At 71.8% G+C, this 15,412-nt stretch carries 15 protein-coding genes; 3 read left to right on the forward strand and 12 right to left on the reverse strand.

The window, feature by feature from the left end; all coding sequences use genetic code 11:
* Positions 1-120 precede the first annotated feature (120 nt).
* Positions 121-2,826 (reverse strand): fibronectin type III domain-containing protein, encoded by a 2,706-nt coding sequence (locus tag ABEA10_RS09510; protein WP_345460319.1) that lies wholly within the window; start codon positions 2,824-2,826, stop codon positions 121-123.
* Between the two features lie 330 nt (positions 2,827-3,156).
* Between ABEA10_RS09510 and ABEA10_RS09515 the strand changes: the two genes are divergently transcribed.
* Positions 3,157-3,321 (forward strand): hypothetical protein, encoded by a 165-nt coding sequence (locus ABEA10_RS09515; protein ID WP_345460322.1) that lies wholly within the window; start codon positions 3,157-3,159, stop codon positions 3,319-3,321.
* A 213-nt stretch (positions 3,322-3,534) separates the two neighbouring features.
* On the opposite strand, the gene ABEA10_RS09520 is transcribed toward ABEA10_RS09515, so the two are convergent.
* Complete coding sequence (locus tag ABEA10_RS09520) at positions 3,535-3,801, reverse strand: hypothetical protein (protein ID WP_345460325.1); 267 nt, start codon at positions 3,799-3,801, stop codon at positions 3,535-3,537.
* Between ABEA10_RS09520 and ABEA10_RS09525 the strand changes: the two genes are divergently transcribed.
* Both ABEA10_RS09525 and ABEA10_RS09530 read left to right on the forward strand, forming a co-directional pair.
* A complete protein-coding gene (locus tag ABEA10_RS09525) occupies positions 3,788-4,156 on the forward strand; it encodes a hypothetical protein (protein WP_345460328.1) in 369 nt (122 codons plus the stop codon). The two genes, ABEA10_RS09520 and ABEA10_RS09525, sit on opposite strands and share 14 nt — an antisense overlap.
* Positions 4,153-4,776, forward strand: a complete 624-nt coding sequence (locus ABEA10_RS09530; protein WP_345460331.1) for a hypothetical protein — start codon at positions 4,153-4,155, stop codon at positions 4,774-4,776. The genes ABEA10_RS09525 and ABEA10_RS09530 overlap by 4 nt, the downstream gene beginning before the upstream one ends.
* Before the next feature lie 97 nt (positions 4,777-4,873).
* Here the strand turns inward: ABEA10_RS09530 and ABEA10_RS09535 are convergent, their stop codons facing one another.
* From ABEA10_RS09535 to ABEA10_RS09580, 10 genes are read right to left on the reverse strand one after another with little or no spacing between them, the layout of a single operon-like run.
* Complete coding sequence (locus ABEA10_RS09535) at positions 4,874-6,499, reverse strand: AMP-binding protein (protein WP_345460334.1); 1,626 nt, start codon at positions 6,497-6,499, stop codon at positions 4,874-4,876.
* Between the two features lie 10 nt (positions 6,500-6,509).
* Entirely contained in the window at positions 6,510-7,241 is a 732-nt protein-coding gene (locus tag ABEA10_RS09540) for an ABC transporter ATP-binding protein (protein ID WP_345460337.1), read from the reverse strand.
* A 21-nt stretch (positions 7,242-7,262) separates the two neighbouring features.
* Positions 7,263-8,027, reverse strand: coding sequence for an ABC transporter ATP-binding protein (locus ABEA10_RS09545; protein WP_345460340.1), 765 nt, complete (start codon positions 8,025-8,027; stop codon positions 7,263-7,265).
* Positions 8,024-8,917 (reverse strand): branched-chain amino acid ABC transporter permease, encoded by an 894-nt coding sequence (locus ABEA10_RS09550; RefSeq protein WP_345460343.1) that lies wholly within the window; start codon positions 8,915-8,917, stop codon positions 8,024-8,026. The genes ABEA10_RS09545 and ABEA10_RS09550 overlap by 4 nt, the downstream gene beginning before the upstream one ends.
* Complete coding sequence (locus ABEA10_RS09555) at positions 8,918-9,802, reverse strand: branched-chain amino acid ABC transporter permease (protein ID WP_345460346.1); 885 nt, start codon at positions 9,800-9,802, stop codon at positions 8,918-8,920. It abuts the gene before it with no gap.
* Positions 9,803-9,821: 19 nt separating this feature from the next.
* Positions 9,822-10,991 (reverse strand): ABC transporter substrate-binding protein, encoded by a 1,170-nt coding sequence (locus tag ABEA10_RS09560; RefSeq protein ID WP_345460349.1) that lies wholly within the window; start codon positions 10,989-10,991, stop codon positions 9,822-9,824.
* A 51-nt stretch (positions 10,992-11,042) separates the two neighbouring features.
* Positions 11,043-12,683, reverse strand: a complete 1,641-nt coding sequence (locus tag ABEA10_RS09565) for an alpha/beta fold hydrolase (protein WP_345460352.1) — start codon at positions 12,681-12,683, stop codon at positions 11,043-11,045.
* 1 nt (position 12,684) lies between these two features.
* Positions 12,685-13,227, reverse strand: a complete 543-nt coding sequence (locus ABEA10_RS09570) for a LeuD/DmdB family oxidoreductase small subunit (RefSeq protein WP_345460355.1) — start codon at positions 13,225-13,227, stop codon at positions 12,685-12,687.
* A complete protein-coding gene (locus ABEA10_RS09575) occupies positions 13,227-14,528 on the reverse strand; it encodes a 3-isopropylmalate dehydratase large subunit (protein ID WP_345460358.1) in 1,302 nt (433 codons plus the stop codon). The genes ABEA10_RS09570 and ABEA10_RS09575 overlap by 1 nt, the downstream gene beginning before the upstream one ends.
* Complete coding sequence (locus ABEA10_RS09580) at positions 14,525-15,391, reverse strand: isocitrate lyase/PEP mutase family protein (protein WP_345460361.1); 867 nt, start codon at positions 15,389-15,391, stop codon at positions 14,525-14,527. Before ABEA10_RS09580 ends, ABEA10_RS09575 begins: the two co-directional genes overlap by 4 nt.
* Between the last annotated feature and the right edge of the window lie 21 nt (positions 15,392-15,412).

Here is a 15,412-nt window from a genome sequence, read left to right on the forward strand (position 1 = left end):
GCGCGCGGCGGTCACCTCGCGTGACGCGCCGGCGCCCGCCGGTCCGGTCACCGGCGGGGGCTCAGCCGATCAGGGGCGGAGACACGTGGTCGTCCGGGGAGAAGACGTCCTCCGCCCCGGTCACCTGCCCCTGATCACGCGGCCGGGCCCGCCGCCGGTCCACTTGCCGGCGGTGTCACCCGCCTCGACGGTGATGACGTAGCGCCGTCCCGGCGTGAGCCCCGTCAGCGTGTACGCGGTGTCCCGGGTGGTGACCGCCGTGTTGATCGGCGTGAACGGCCCGGTACCGACCGGGTGGCCGTTCACGAGCACCCGGTATCCGGCGACCTGCTGGTCGTCGGTCGCCTGCGGCCACGAGAGGACGGCGCCGGTGGCGCTGATCCTCGCGACCCGGACCCGGCTGTGGGCCGGCCATGTGGGTACGGCCCGGTCGTAGGCCGGGCCGGTCGTCAGTTCCGCCGTCGCCGGGTAGGTGGCGGCGTTCCCGCCGGCGTCCACGGCCCGCAGGCCGACCTGGTAGGTCGTGCCGGGCTTCAGGCCGGTGAGGGTGTAAGAGGTGTCGGTGCCGGCGACCGTGCCGGCCGCGTCGCCGTTGAGGAGCACCACGTAGTGGCCGACTCCGTGGTCGTCGTCCGCAGGTGTCCAATCGACCCGTCCCCAGGTGGTACCCACGCTCGCGGCGTCGACCTTCAGGGCGTCCGACGCGGTCGGGACCCGCGGCGGCGTGCGGTCGGGTGATCCGGTGGTCCGGGCGTCGGCGTCCGGGCCGGGCGTGGAGTTGCCCGTGGCGTCGCGGGCCGCCACCGAGACGTGGTACGTCAGAGCGGGACCGAGCCCGTCGAGCGTCGTCCCGGTCGCGTCGCCGCCGACGCTCGTCACGATGTGGCCGTCGAGGAGGACGTCGTAGGCGGCGACACCCGTGTCGTCCGTCGCGGCCGGCCAGGAAACGGTGAGCGCCGTGTCCGTCGCCGCGGCGGTCAGCGCCGCCCCGGGCGGCCAGGACGGTGCGTGCCCGGCGTCGGCGGTGCCACCGCTCATGGTGGTGTCACCGGTGAACGCCAGGCCCGAGGAGTGCTTGATCTCCCATGGGGCGTCCAGGCCGCTCAGGCGAACGTCCTTGAACGTGCTGTCGGTCAGGTAGGACAGCTGTGCCTGCCCGGCACCGGTGAAGGTGACGTGGTCGAAGCTCAGCCGGGTGTGTGGCCGGTCGGCGACGCCCACGACGTCGATCGCGGCGCTTCCGGTGCCGTCGACCGTCACGTTCGAGACGGTGACGTCCTGGAACCGCGCCCGCTGACGGGCGGGCTCGACGACGATGGCCGCGTTCGGGTCGCTGTAGGCGGAGGTGAAGATGAACCCCTGCGCGGCGATGTTCTTCATGGCCGTGTCGCGGAAGACGACGTCGCGGCCACCGCCGCCGTTCGTGGGCACGGTCTTCATCCGCAGCCCGACGTCGGTGCCGTCGACGACGTTCTGCTCGGCGAGCACGTTCTCGATCCAGGAGCCGGTGTGGCTGCCCACGACGACCGCGCCGTGCCCGTGCCGGAAGTAGTTGTCGGCGATCCACGCGTTGCGGGTCGGCCGCTGATCCTCGCTGGCGGCGCCGAGTCCGGCGGCGAAGTTCATCGCGTCGTCACCGGTGTCGAAGACGTCGTTGATGACGGTGAGCCCGTCGCCGTGGCTGAACTCGATGCCGTCCGCGTTGTTGACGTCGTAGGTCAGCAGCTTGACGTCGTTCACGGTGACGTCATCGCTGTGCAGGTTGACCAGGGTGTGGGCCGACGGGTTCTCCGCCTTGAAGCCGCCGTAGTACACGCCGTCCACGCCGCGCATCGTGATCAGGCTGGACCGGGTCGGGTACGGCGCGGGGTTGCCGTACTTCTGGCCCGCCTGCTCGACCTGCGCCTTGGCGAGTATCCCGTTCTGCTGCCACGTGCTCGAACTGCTCTTCGCCGAGACCGGGAAGTAGCCCTCGTCCAGCCCGTTCTGCTTCCAGCCGTTGCCGTCGATGGTGCCGGGGCCGACGATCCGGATGTCGTGCAGGCTGCCGTAGTCGTAGGTGTGCGCGTTCAGCAGGGAGTAGTAGCGCTCGTCGGTGGAGTAGTCGTACAGGCGGAAGTGGTAGGGGTACTCGTCCGGGTTCGTGCTGCCGAGCAGCTTGGCGCCCGCGTCGACCTTGAAGGTCATGTCGCTCTTCAGCCACAACGCGCCCGACACGAACGTCCCTGCGGGCAGGAGCACCGTGCCACCCTTGTCGCAGGCGTCGATGGCCTTCTGGATGGCGACGGTGTCATCGGTGGTGCCGTCGCCCTCGGCGCCGTACCGCGTCACGTCGAACACGTGCGACGGTGCCGCGGTCGTCTGTGCGACCGCCCTGCCGGCGCGGGACTCGGTGCCGTCGGCGGCGACCGATCGTACGGTGAAGCGGTACCGGTGGTGCGGCTCGAGGCCGGTGACGGTGAAGTTCTGCTCCACGACCTTCACCTGGTCGGCGTTGCCCGGGTCCGCGTAGAACCGGTCGATGAACCGCTTGGCGTCGGTGTCGTTGCCGCGCTGGGCGTCGCCGACGAACCGGCCGTCGGCGTAGATGTGGTAGTCGACGGGCGCTGGCCCGGACGACGGCCCGCGCCAGGTGAGCGTGACGCTCGAGTCGTCGTAGGCGAGGCGCGGCACCGTGACGTGCGTCGGCGCCGCCGGGCGGGGACCGCGGTGATCGCGCGCGTGGGCCGCCGCCGGGCCGGCCGTGAGCACCACGGCGCCGGCGACCGCGACCGCTAACCGTGTCGCCCGCCGTCTCGTCGCCGGCCATGTGCCTGCTCGTCTCATCCTCGCCTCGCCTTTCTCGAACCTGCCGCAGCAGGTGGCAAGCGCTTTCCTCTACATCGTCGGCAAACCTTTGCCTGCGTGTCGCCGACGTCGCGACCGATCTTCCCTTCTGATGGAAAATGCGCACTTGGTGGGCATGGTCAACGCTGCGGCGGGCTCCTGCGCCTTAGATAGGGAAAGCGCTTTCCGTTATCGCGAGAGTAAGACCGATTCATTCGATCGATCAAGGATTTTCCCTAATTTTCCCAAATGGTCACCGGAGCCGGGTGATCGCCCGGCGTACGCGCCGCGCAGCAGGACAGCCGCTGACCGGCAGCGGCTGAAGTGGACGTGGAGGCCGCCACCGCACGACACCGCCTCCGGGCGGCTCACGCCGTAGTCGCCGCCGCCGAGCACTTCGGACACCTGGTGCTGACCCGCCCCGACGCCATCATCGACGACGAGCTCGCCGCGCTCTTCGATGATCTGGTCAACGGCCTCCTGCGCCGAACCTGAGCAGAAGGCCGCGTCGCCTCCCGGGAACTCCACTTAGCCGGCGGCGTACGCGTGCGCGATATGGCGAGAACGGGTGCGCATTGTGGCGAATGTGCCCGCCGGTGTGCTGTTAGCGTTGCCGCGCGGCCATCACCGTCGACGAGGACACGCGACTGCGGGAGAGCACCCTGGCTGTCCTCATCGGCCTCGGTGAAACGGCGCGGCGGCGAACATTCATGCGTTCGCCCTGAATCTGGAACTGGAGCCCTTGATGCGCGCCTTGCTCGTGCCGGTCCTCGTGCTGCTCGGAGTCGCGTCGGTGACGGGGGGCTGCGGCGGCGGCTCGTCCTCCTCGACCGACACCAAGACCCAGCCGCCCCCGCTCTCGGTGGCCAGCCCGACGCCAACGCCGTCCAGTAGCCGGTCGCCGCGGCCTTGGGTGCGGTCGGCCTGCCCGTTGGTGAGCCCCTCGGCGATCGCCTCGGCCATGGGTACGCGCAAGCCCAAGTCCATGGAGATGAAACTCAGCCACAGTCCGAATTTCCATACCTGCCGTTACCAGATCGGCAGCGGGCAGTGGGTCCAGGTGGACGTGGGCACGAGCAAGGCGAGTACCACCGCCGAACAGACGGTTCAGCTCAGCATCGGAAAATACACCGGATCACTCGAGAAGGTGACCGGATTGGGCGACGCGGCACTGTACACCAGCGGCAGCGACGTGAACAAGGACGAAATTCTTGCGGTCGCCCGTCTCGAGGGGACCGAGATGCGCACCGTCGCGATCAACGCATTCTTCAATGGCCACTCAAAGGACGGACTAATCAAGATCGCGCGTATCGTTTTGAGGGAGATATGAACGTGCGGCCCGGGTATCTCGCCGCCGCCTGCGGATGTCTTCTGGCGCTGGCCGGATGCACGAGCGACAAGAAGGACGAATGGGATGGGCGAGGCCGGCCGATACCGGTCCCGAACGAGCCGTCCCCCTCGCAGCCCGCGGATATGTTCGTCACGGGCCTCGGCGGGCTGGAGCAGGCGTTGGAGGGCCGGGTCATGGCCGCCGGCGGCCTGGTCCGCCCCATCGCGACCCGATGCGACACGGTCGACATCGCACCGTCGTTCACCTGCCGGATCACCTACATGGGGCAGGTCATCACCTACACCGTGACAACGCGGCAGACGACGAGCACGAACTACAACTGGCGAGCCACCCCGGACGTGCTGGTCACCACGAAGGCGGGCATCGAGGCCGCGCTGTGGCGCAAGTACTCCTCGCAGGCGACGGCCATCCGCTGCGACGCCTCGCTGCCGACGCAGCAGCGCGTGAGGCCGGGCACCAAGCTCAAGCAGCGCTGCTATTTCAAGCCGACCTTCAAGAACCAGTACTTCGGTGATGACACCGACAACGCCGGCCGGACCGTCGCGGTCGGCATCGTCATTCCCGACGGCCCGATCGAGCTTGTGCCCCGAACCCAATAGCGTGCGCCGTTGGCCTTGGCGCGCACCCTTCACGGTGGCAAGGCCGATCCGCGCCCGCAGGTCACAGCCCCGCCGCAGCGGACCGTCGATCAGGCGCTCACGGTTCCACCGGTGCGTCGCGGAGTTCGCGGCGGAGGATCTTGCCGGTGACGCTCTTCGGCAGGTCGTCCTCGATCAGCACTTGGGCAGGGGCCTTGTAGACGGCCAGCCGGGCGCGGCAGAAGTCCCGGAGTTCGGTCTCGGTCGCGGTGGCGCCGGGGCGGAGGCTGACGAAGGCACGCACCGTCTCGCCCCGGTACGGGTCGGGCACGCCGACGACGGCCGCCTCGCGTACGGCCGGATGCTCGTACAGCACGTCCTCCACCTCGCGCGGCCAGATCTTGTAGCCGGCCGCCACGATCATGTCCTTCTTCCGGTCGACGAGGTAGACCCAGCCCGCGGTGTCCATGAAGCCGACGTCCCCGCTGAGCAGCGTGCCCTCCGGGAACGCGGCGCGGGTCTGCTCCGGTTTGTTCCAGTAGCCCGCGGCGACCTGCGGGCCGCCGATGGCCAGTTCGCCGACCTCTCCGGGGGGTAGCGGCCGGCCGTCGTCACCGCGGATCTCCACGTGGACGCTCGGCAGGGGCACGCCGATCGCCAGGGCTCCGGACGTCTCGTCGACCGGCGCGCGGGTGCCGAGCGGCACGGCGACCGCGGCCGAGGTCGTTTCGGTCAGGCCGTAGGCGTTGTGGATGTAGACGCCGAACTCGTCGGCGAACCGGCGTACGGTGGCGGCCGGCACCGGTGCGCCGCCGCTGAGCACCTTCGTCAGCGAGCTCAGGTCATGGTCGCGGGTCGCGGGCTCGGCCAGCAGGGCGATGAACGCGGTGATCGACCCGATGGTGAACGTCGGCCGGTAGCGCTCGACCAGCGCCGCCGCCGTACGGGCGTCGAACCGGTAGGTCAGCACCAGCGGCAGGCCGCCGCCGAGACCGAGGGCCAGGTGCATGGCCAGCCCGGTGATGTGGAACAGCGGTGCGACGGTGAGGATCGAGTCGCCGTCGCCCAGGCCGATCCAGGTCCGGCAGGCGCCGACCTGGTAGGCGAGGTTGCGGTGCAGGTTGATCGCGCCCTTGGCCGGGCCGGTGGTGCCGGAGGTGTAGCTGAGCAGCGCCGCGTCGTCCGGTCCCGGGCTCGCCGGGGCCCGCGGCGCGCCGCCCTCCTTGAAGATCGCCAGAACGTCGTCGTCCGCGTCGTCCGGCCAGGGACCGGTGAGGTCGGCGGCGAGGGCACCGTCGCGGGAGTAGAGGACGTGCCCGGGCGTGCTCCCGGCGGGCAGCGCGGCGACCACCCCGCGGGCGGCGGGGTGCGCGACCAGGACCCGGGCGCCGGAGTCGGTGAGCAGGTGGGCGAGCTCCCGTTCCTTGTACATCGGGTTGACCGGGACGACCGTGCCGCCGAGCTTCCAGACAGCGAGCACGGCCAGCACGCAGACCGGGGTGTTCTGCAGCGCGATCGCGACCCGGTCGCCCGCGCCGACGCCGCGCCGTTCGAGCCCCGCCGCGAAGGCGTCGCTCAGCCGGTCGACCTCGGCGCGGTCGAGGGTGGTGCCGAAGTAGTGGAGCTGCGGCGCGTCCGGCCGCTCGGCGACGCGGCGGCGGAACAGCTCCACGACGCTGTCCGCCTCGAGCTCGATCTCACCGGGCACACCCGGCGCGTACAGCGCCTGCCAGTAGGGAGTCATGAGTCCTCCTTCACGCGTGCGGGGCCGTCGGTCGCGGCTCGTCCTCGATGCCCAGGTGGCGGGCGATGGTCGCGGGATCCTTCTCCAGCTCCTCCGGGGTGCCCTCGGCGACGATCTCGCCCCGCTGGATGAGGCACGCGTGGTCGGCCAGCGGGAACGCGAGGGCGGCGTTCTGCTCGACCAGCAGCATGGTCATGCCGGTGGCGCGGATCGCGGAGATCGCCGCGAAGACGGTGTCGACCAGCGCGGGGGACAGGCCCATCGACGGCTCGTCGAGCAGCAGCAGGGACGGCGCCGTCATCAGCGCGCGGCCGATCGCCAGCATCTGCTGCTCGCCGCCCGACATCAGCGCGGCGGTCTGGTGACGGCGTTCGGCCAGCCGGGGGAACAGGTCGTACACCTCGTCGACCAGGGCCGTACGGCGCCGGCCACGGGCGTACGCGGAGAGGCCGAGGTTCTCCTCGACGGTCAGGCAGCCGACGACCATCCGGCCCTCCGGCACCAGCGCCAGCCCGAGCCGGGCGACCCGGTGGGCGGGCATCCCGGTGATGTCGGTGCCGTCGAAGACGACGCGCCCGCCGCTCGGGCGCAGCAGCCCGCCGATCGCGCGCATCGTGCTCGACTTGCCCGCGCCGTTGGCGCCCAGCAGAGCGGCGACCCGCCCCTTGCCGAGGGAGATGTCGAGACGTGACACGGCGCGGATGGAACCATAGGTCACCTCGAGCGACTCGACGGTCAACATGGTCTCTCGTCCCCTTCTCTATCACTTGCCGAAGTACGCCTTGCGCACCTCGGGGCGGCGCAGGCAGAGATCCGGCTCGTCGCAGGCGATGACCTCGCCGGAGGCCAGCACGGCGACCCGGTCGCAGATCGCCTGGATGAGGCGCATGTTGTGCTCGACCACGACGATCGTCGTGCCGCTCTCGCGCAGGCCGGTCACCAGCTCGCCGATCCCGGTCCAGTCGGCCGCGTTCATGCCGGCGGTCGGTTCGTCCAGGAGCAGCAGCCGGGGTCGCGACACCAGCGCACGGGCGATCTCCAGCCGCCGCTGGTCGCCGTACGGCAGGGTCTCGGCCAGCCGGTCGGCGGCGTCGCGCAGGCCGACCGCCTCCAGGGTCTCCAGCGCCTGATCCCGCAGCTCGCGCACTTCCGCGCGGGCCCGTGGCGTGCCGGCCGAGCCGCGGAAGCCACCGACCCGGCGGCGCCGGTACGCACCGGCGAGCACCTGCTCGGCGACGGTGAGGCCGCGCAGCAGCCGGATGTTCTGGAACGTACGGGCGACGCCCAGCCGGGCCAGGGCCTGCGCCGGCAGCCGGTGGCACGCGTCGCCGTACAGCCGGATCGAGCCGCCGTCGGAGGGCAGCAGGCCGCTGATGATGTTGAGCAATGTGGTCTTGCCGGCCCCGTTGGGCCCGGCGATCCCGAAGACGGTGTCGCGGGGGACGGTGAGGTCGACCGAGCGCAGTACGCTCAGCCCGCCGAACCGCTTGGCCAGGCCGTCGACGACCAGCGCGTCCGCATCGGTCATGACCGCACCTCCGCGGGTTCGCGCGCCGTCTCCGGCGCCGGCGCGGTACGGCGTCCGTCCCGCAGCCGCCGCCAGCGCAGCGGGTCGACGAGGCCGCCGGGCATCCAGATCATGATGATCAGCAGCAGTGCCCCGTCGATGATGGCCTGCCCCTGGCCGATGAACTGGTTCACGTACACCGGCAGCCCGGTGAAGACGACCGCGCCGATGACCGACCCGAACCAGTGGTACGCGCCGCCGAGCACGACGCAGGCGATGACCGTCACGGCCAGGTCGATGTAGAAGCTGTCCGGGTCGATGTAGCGCAGCAGCCCCGCCTGCAGCACGCCCCCGACCCCGCCGAGCACGCCGCTGATCACGAAGGCGGCAGCCTGCACGCGGCGTACCGGGATGCCCATCGTCGCGGCGACCGTGGGGTCCTCCCGGGTCGCCACCGCCGCCGTGCCGAACCTCGACCGGGCGAGCCGGGCCAGGACCAGGCAGGCCACCGCCAACACCACGATGAGCTGCCACAGGTGGACCTCGACCGGCACCACCTCGCCCTGCGAACCCCCGGTCAGGCCGCCGAGGTTCACCACGACGACCCGGGTGACCAGGATGAGCGCGACCGTGGCCAGCGCCAGCCAGTGGCCGGCCAGCCGGATCAGCAGCAGCCCGGCGACCGCGGCGACCACCCCGCCGCCGAGCCCGCCGACGAGCAGCGCGGCCCACAGCCCCAGGCCCGCGGAGGTCATCAGGTGGGTCGCGGTGAACGCGCCGACCGCGGCGAAGCTCACCGTGGCGAAGCTGAGCAGCCCGGCCCACAGCGTCATGTACGTGCTCAGCGCGAGGACGGCGCCCGCGAGCGCGAACTCGGCGGCGCTGACCAGGAGCGTCAGTTGCTGTCCCATCTAGGCCCTCCCCAGCTCGACCGTCTTGAGCAGGCCGCGCGGCCGGACGACCAGGACGACCAGCAGGAGGCCGAAGGTGATCGCGTCCTGGAAGGAGTTGGAGATGTACTGGGCCGACAGCACCTGGACGACGCCGATCGCGAATCCGCCGAACGCCGCGCCGCGCACGTCGCCCATGCCGCCGATGACGACCGCCGCGAAGCCCTGGAGCAGCAGGCCGTCGCCGAGGCTGAAGGTGAAGGTCTGTCCGTCGGCGTAGAACACCCCGGCCAGTCCCGTCGCGGCGCCGGCCAGGGCCGCCGCGGTCAGGATCGCCACGCGCGGGTTCACTCCGCCGAGCATGGCCGCGCCGCGGTCGTGGCCCACGGCGCGGATCGCCGCGCCCAGCCGGGTGTGCCGGAGGATCACGTGGATGGCGGCGGTCACGACGATCGCGCAGACGATCGCGATGACCTGGGTGGCCAGCACCCGCAGACCGGCGAACCGGATCAGCCCGCCCGGCACCGTGCCCGGCGGGAAGCCGAGCGGAGCCGCGCCGGTGGCGAGGCTGGCCGCCTCGCGCAGTGAGATCCACAGCGCCACGCTCGTGATGATCGTGCCGAGGAGCTGCTCGCCGCCGCGGGACCGCAGCGGCTGGAAGGCCACCTGGTCGACCGCCACCGCCGCCATCGCGCCGATCGCGGTGCCGACGAGGCAGGCGACCGGGAACGGCAGGCCGGCGTGCGCGACCGCCCAGTAGGCGAAGATCGCTCCCCAGGTGGCGTACATGCCCTGGGCCAGGTTCAGGATCCGCATCGTGGAGAAGACCACGCCGAACCCGACCGCGAACAGGGCGTACACGGCGCCGAGGGCGAGGCCGTTGATGAGCTGCTGGACGAGCAACATGGTCAGGTCACCGGCCCGTTCACGACTTGCCCGCGCCCGACGGCGTCCACTCGGTCTGCCGCCCGTCCCTGGTCCACGTGATGTGCACGATGCTCTCGGGGGCGTGCAGCTGCCCGTTCTGGAAGCCGACCGTGCCGTAGATGGTGCCGTCCATCTGCTTCAGCGACGACAGTGCCTTGGTGACGCTCGCGCGGGTGACGTCCTTGCCGGCGTTCTTGATCGCGGTGGCCATCGTGTACGCGGCGATGTAGCCCTGGGCCGCGTAGTCGTCCGGGTCGGTGCCGTACTTGGCCTTGTACGCCTGCGCGAACTTCTGCCCCTGGGCGTCGGCCTTGCCGGCGAAGAAGTACACCGGGAAGGGGATGTCGGCCAGCGCGCCCCCCGCGGCCTTGTAGGCGCCGGGGCTGCCGATCGCCTCGCTGGCCACGATGAGCCCGTTGTACCCGCGGCTGCGCAGCGCCTTGATCAGCGAGATCGACGACTGCTGGAGGCAGGCGACGACGACGGCCGCCGGGTTCTTGGCCATGAGCTGGCCGGCCGCCCCGCTGAAGTCGGTCTGCGCGGCGAGCGTGTTGACCGTGCCGAGGTCGCGTACGCCGGTGCCGGCGAAGCCCTCCTGGAAGCTCTTGAGCTGGGAGACCCAGCCGGAGTTGTCCTGCGTCACCGCGTACGCCACCGAGGCCGGGTGGGCCTGCTGGGCGACCTTCCGCGCGAGGCTCTTGTTGGCGTCCTGCGGCATCGTCGTGGTCCGCACGACGTACGGCGGCTTCTCCAGGCCGAGGTCGGTGGCGCCGTAGATGTCCAGCGGCATCTTGGCCGCCGTGGTGATGGGCTTCACCGCCCCGGCCGTCGGCGACAGGATGCAGCAGATGGTGCCCACGACGCTCTGGTCGCCGGCGAGCTGCTTGGCCTGCTCCACGGCGCGGGCCGGCGTCTCGGCGCCCTCCTTCTTCACCAGCTCGATCTTCCGGCCGCCGCCCAGGTAGCCCTCCTGGTTGAGTTGGTCGACGGCGAGTTCGGTGCCGTGCGCGAACGTCTGCCCGGCGAAGGCGACGGGCCCGGTCAGCGCGGTGATGAAGCCGAGCTTGACGTCGCCGCTCTGCGTGTTGCCGTTGCACGCCGCGGCCAGCAGGGCGGTGACGGCGATCAGCACGCCGAGCGGACCGCGGCGGCGAAGTGATGGTGCCATTGCGTCTCCTCGAAAGAAGGGATCCCGGGACTGTGCGTTCGGCCCGCGTCTTCAGCCGGCGGCGGTGAGGAAATCCCGGTACCGCCGCACGGTCTCGCCGACCGCGGCGGGATCTTGGTCGGGGTACCAGCAGGTCGCGGGCGTCGGGGCGAGGGTGACGCCGTCCGGGGCCGCGGAGCGCAGGGCCGGGAGGTTGTCGGCCAGCATGTCGTCGGGGCCGGCGCAGATGAGCGCCGGCGTCGTGAGCTTGGGCAGCCGGTCCCGCGTCGGGTACCGGAAGGCCGCCGCGTAGCTGAGGTGGTAGGTCGGCCCGCTCTGCAGCAGGCCTACGGTCCAGTCGTGCAGTTCCCGCGCGCGCGGCACGCGCAGCGGGCGCCCCGCGGCGGTCCGGTCGCGGTACCACGGCCAGAACAGGAACATGTCGCGGCGCATCCCCCAGGCCCGTACGAGGTGGGCGCCGAACCGGTCCGGCCGCAGCGGCGGCAGGTAGTGCTCCAGGATGTCGTCGGTGAGCTCGGGCGGCAGCAGCGGCGGCGCCTCCAGCACGGCCCGGCGCACGAGGTCCGGGCGGCGTACGCACAGCTCCAGCGCGATCACGGCACCGGTGTGGGTGCCCCACAGGTGCACCGGCCCGCCGGCCTGCCGCTCGACGACCTCGGCCATCGCGTCGGCCAGCCGCCCGGCGCCCACCCCGTCGCGCCACGGCTTGTCCGACTCGCCGTTGCCCGGGTAGTCGGGGGCGATCACGTGGAAGTCCGCGCCCAGTCCCCGCATGAGGGGTTCGAGGAGCTGCGCGGACCCGGGCGCCGAGTGCAGCGCCAGCAGCGGTGGCGCCGTGGCGTCGCCCGCGAGCCGCAGGTGCACCTGCCCGGCCGAGGTGTCGGCGAACGCCCGCCGTACGCCGGTGTCGCGCACATCGCCGGGCGCGTCGGCGAGCGGCAGCGCCCGCCGGGCGGGTCGCGCTGCGGGCGGAGCCTGCGGCGGCGGGTCGCCGTGCGCGCGGGAGAGCCGGACCGGCCAGCGGTCGACCGGCGTCGGCCCGGTGCCGTCCGGATTCACGGCCGACGGCGCGGGACCGGCGGCGATGAACGGGTCCTCGGCCGCGCGGCACCAGGTCTGCCAGAGTGCCGCGAAGTCCTCGGGGTGCTCGGCGAACGCGACGACCGTACGGTCGAGTGAGCCCGGTCCGGGCAGTTCGGCTCTCCCGGGCACTGCGGCGCGTGGTGCTCCGGGCGGGAAGAGGTGCGCGTCCCGTACGAGCTGCCACAGCCGCGGCAGGTGGGTGCCGTCGGCGCGCGGCGTGAGGTCGGGCGGCGGTATCTCCCGCGCGGCGGCGAGGTAGCCGGGGTCCACCAGGAGCACCTCGCGGCAGCCCGGCACCCGGCCCGCCACGGCGGCGGCCAGGTCGCAGCTCATGTCCAGCCCGACGACGGTGTGCGCGCCCAGCGCGGTCGCGACCTGGGCGAGCGCGTCGGCCGCCGTGCCCACGCGGGCCGCCGCGCCCGGCGCCGATCCGCCGACGCCCGGCAGGTCGGCGACGGCGACCGGCCGGTCCGGTGCGCAGAGCGTGAGCTCCTCCGCGAGCGGCCGGCCGGACCAGCGGATCCCGGGCAGCACCAGGACGCCCGGACGGTCCGCGGTGAGCCAGACCCGGATCTGCCCGTGGCCGGTGTCGACGTAGCGGCCGCGCATGTCAGCTCTCCGCCGGGGTCCGGTGGCGGCCATGCTCCCGCAGCAGCAGGTTCAGGCTGCCGCCGGACTCCAGCACCTTGATCACCCGCTCGCTGGGCGGGTTGCCGGTCAGCTCCGTGCCGTCCGGCAGCCGTACGACGGCTCGCCGCCAGTCGACCTCGACGGGGTCGAACCGCCGTACCGCCGTCGCGATGCCCGGGACGGTCACCAGCGGCATGCCGTTGTAGGTCTCGCCGCGCCAGAACCCGGGCGAGAACGACTCGGCGAGGACCGCGCTGATCCCCAGGTTGCGCAGGGCGACGAGGGGCGGGTAGTGCGGGTGCCCATAGCCGAAGTTGCGCCCGCCGACGACGACGTCGCCCGGCTCGACCTTCTCCACGAACTCCGGGTCGAAGGCCTTCATGCACACGGCGCGCAGCTTGTCCGCGTCGTAGTACTTGATGTTCTCCACGCCGATGATCAGGTCGACGTCGAAGTCGTCGCCGAAGATCCAGGCGACGCGCCCGCGCAGGACGTCGGGCAGGGCCGACGTGGCCGGCTTCATCACTTCACCACCTCCCGCGGGTCGGTGATCCGTCCCGACACGGCGCTGGCCGCGACGGTGTAGGCCGAGCCCATGTAGATGTCGGCGTCGGTGCTGCCCATCCGGCCGGAGATGTTCAGCACGCCGGTGGAGATGCACTTCTCGCCCGGCTGGAGGGGACGGGCGTAGCCGAAGCAGAAGTCGCAGCTGGAGATGGCCACGTTCGCCCCGGCCTCGCGGAGCACGTCCAGCAGGCCCTCCTCCTCGGCCTGCCGGTGGATGAGCTGCGAGGTCGGCACGACGTTGAGCTGTACGCCGGGCGCGACCCTGCGGCCTCGCAGCACCTCGGCGGCGGCGCGGATGTCCTCGATCCGGCCGCTGGCGCAGGAGCCGATGAACGCCCGGGTGATGGGGGTGCCGGCCGCCTCGTCCACGCCGAGGGTGTTCGCGGAGCGGGCCGAGCCGGGCAGCACGACGCGCGGGCGCAGCGCGTCGAGGTCGATCTCGTGCGTCGCCGTGTAGGCCGCGCCGGGGTCGCTGGTCAGCGGCTCGAACTCGGTACGGGCGACGCGACGGGCGTACTCCAGCGCCGTCTCGTCGGGGTTGAAGATCGCGGAGACGGCGCCGGTGAACATGGCCATCCCGCACAGCCCCTGGCGGCGGCCGATGCTCATGTTCTCCGCGCCCGGCCCGGTGAACTCCATGACCTGGTGCGCGCAGCCGTCCGCGCCGACCCGGGAGATGATCTCGTGGATGAGGTCGCGGTTGTCCACGCCCGGCGCGAACGACCCGGTCAGGTGGAAGCGCATCGAGGCGGGCACGTCGAGGAAGATCCGCCCGCTCACCCACGCCTCGAGCAGGTCGCGGCGCACGCCCCAGCCCAGTGCGCCGAACGCTCCGAGACCGCTGATGTGGCCGTCGAAGTGGATGAGGAACTTGCCGGGGAGCGCGTAGCCCAGCTCCGCCGCCACCTGGTGCCCGATCCCGCGTCCCTCGTGCACCGTGATGCCGTAGAACTCGCCCCAGCGCCGGGTGACGTCGTGCACCTCCTCCTCGCGCTCGTTCCGGTTGGACAGCATGTGGTCGATGAAGACCAGGTACCGCTCCGGGTCGTCGACCTCGGTGATCCCGAAGTCGTCGTGCATCTGCTTGAACATCAGGTCGGTGTAGCCGGGGAAGTCGTAGGCCACCATGTAGTCCGGCCGGAACGGGTGGTTCTGCCCGGGGCGCACCTCGCCGAGACTCGCCGCGCGGGCGAGGATCTTCTCGGTGACGGTCAGTGCCGTGCCGGTCGTGGCCGTCGCCTGGGTCACGTCGCTCACGCCCCGGCCGCCGGCAGGTACTTCTCCTGCGCCTTCTCGATGTCGGCGAAGCCGATCAGGTCGACGAAGTCGTGGTGTGGCAACGCGTCGGCGCTGACCTGGGCGGGCGGCTCGCCCGACCGCAGCCGGCGCAGGGTCTCGCGCATGGCGCCGGTGGCGGAGAGCAGGATCTGGGTGGGCAGCAGCGCGAGCCGTACGCCGACCTCGCGCAGCACCTCGGGCGTGAAGTCGCGTTCGACCCACGTCGAGGCCGTGAGCGTGGCCATCAGCCGGACGCCGACGCGCTTGTGGCATCCGGCCCACTCCTCGACGGTGGAGAAGGTCTTGGTGACCGGCATGATCATCTCGGCGCCCGCGGCGACGTACGCCTCCGCCCGGGCCAGCGCCTCCTCGCCGGCGGCGTCGGTTCTGGCGATCACGACGAGGCGGTCGCCGACGGCGTCGCGCACCGCGCGGATCTTCCCGGTGGCCTCCCCCAGACTGATCACCGGGACCGGGTCGCCAACGCAGATCGGGCAGCGTTTGGGCGACTCCTGGTCCTCCATGAAGACCGCGGCGACGCCCGCGTCGGCGAACCGGCGTGCGGTGCGCGCGGCGTTGACGGCGTTCCCGTAGCCGGTGTCGATGTCGGCGATCACCGGGAGGTCGCCGGCCTCGATGATCCGGCGGACCGCGTCGAGGTTCTCCGACATCGTGTACAGCTCCGCGTCGGGGAGGCCGAGCGCGGCGGAGATCGCGAATCCCGAGGCGCACAGGGCGGGGAAGCCGGCCTGTGCGGCGAGGCGTGCGGTCAGGCCGTCCCACACGCCCGGGGCGAAGACCACGTCGTCGGCCATCAGTTCACGGAGGCGCGTCGCTGTCATGCTTCACCTTTCCGGAATACG

It is taken from the genome of Actinoallomurus oryzae (assembly GCF_039541955.1).
Lineage (GTDB): Bacteria > Actinomycetota > Actinomycetes > Streptosporangiales > Streptosporangiaceae > Actinoallomurus > Actinoallomurus oryzae.

Coding starts and splice junctions, on each gene's coding strand:
- ABEA10_RS09550 (WP_345460343.1), bottom strand. CDS start 8,917: ATGGGACAGCAACTGACGCTCCTGGTCAGCGCCGCCGAGTTCGCGCTC.
- ABEA10_RS09545 (WP_345460340.1), bottom strand. CDS start 8,027: ATGACCGATGCGGACGCGCTGGTCGTCGACGGCCTGGCCAAGCGGTTC.
- ABEA10_RS09510 (WP_345460319.1), bottom strand. CDS start 2,826: ATGAGACGAGCAGGCACATGGCCGGCGACGAGACGGCGGGCGACACGG.
- ABEA10_RS09565 (WP_345460352.1), bottom strand. CDS start 12,683: ATGCGCGGCCGCTACGTCGACACCGGCCACGGGCAGATCCGGGTCTGG.
- ABEA10_RS09580 (WP_345460361.1), bottom strand. CDS start 15,391: ATGACAGCGACGCGCCTCCGTGAACTGATGGCCGACGACGTGGTCTTC.
- ABEA10_RS09555 (WP_345460346.1), bottom strand. CDS start 9,802: ATGTTGCTCGTCCAGCAGCTCATCAACGGCCTCGCCCTCGGCGCCGTG.
- ABEA10_RS09560 (WP_345460349.1), bottom strand. CDS start 10,991: ATGGCACCATCACTTCGCCGCCGCGGTCCGCTCGGCGTGCTGATCGCC.
- ABEA10_RS09535 (WP_345460334.1), bottom strand. CDS start 6,499: ATGACTCCCTACTGGCAGGCGCTGTACGCGCCGGGTGTGCCCGGTGAG.
- ABEA10_RS09570 (WP_345460355.1), bottom strand. CDS start 13,227: ATGAAGCCGGCCACGTCGGCCCTGCCCGACGTCCTGCGCGGGCGCGTC.
- ABEA10_RS09530 (WP_345460331.1), top strand. CDS start 4,153: ATGAACGTGCGGCCCGGGTATCTCGCCGCCGCCTGCGGATGTCTTCTG.
- ABEA10_RS09540 (WP_345460337.1), bottom strand. CDS start 7,241: ATGTTGACCGTCGAGTCGCTCGAGGTGACCTATGGTTCCATCCGCGCC.
- ABEA10_RS09525 (WP_345460328.1), top strand. CDS start 3,788: ATGGGTACGCGCAAGCCCAAGTCCATGGAGATGAAACTCAGCCACAGT.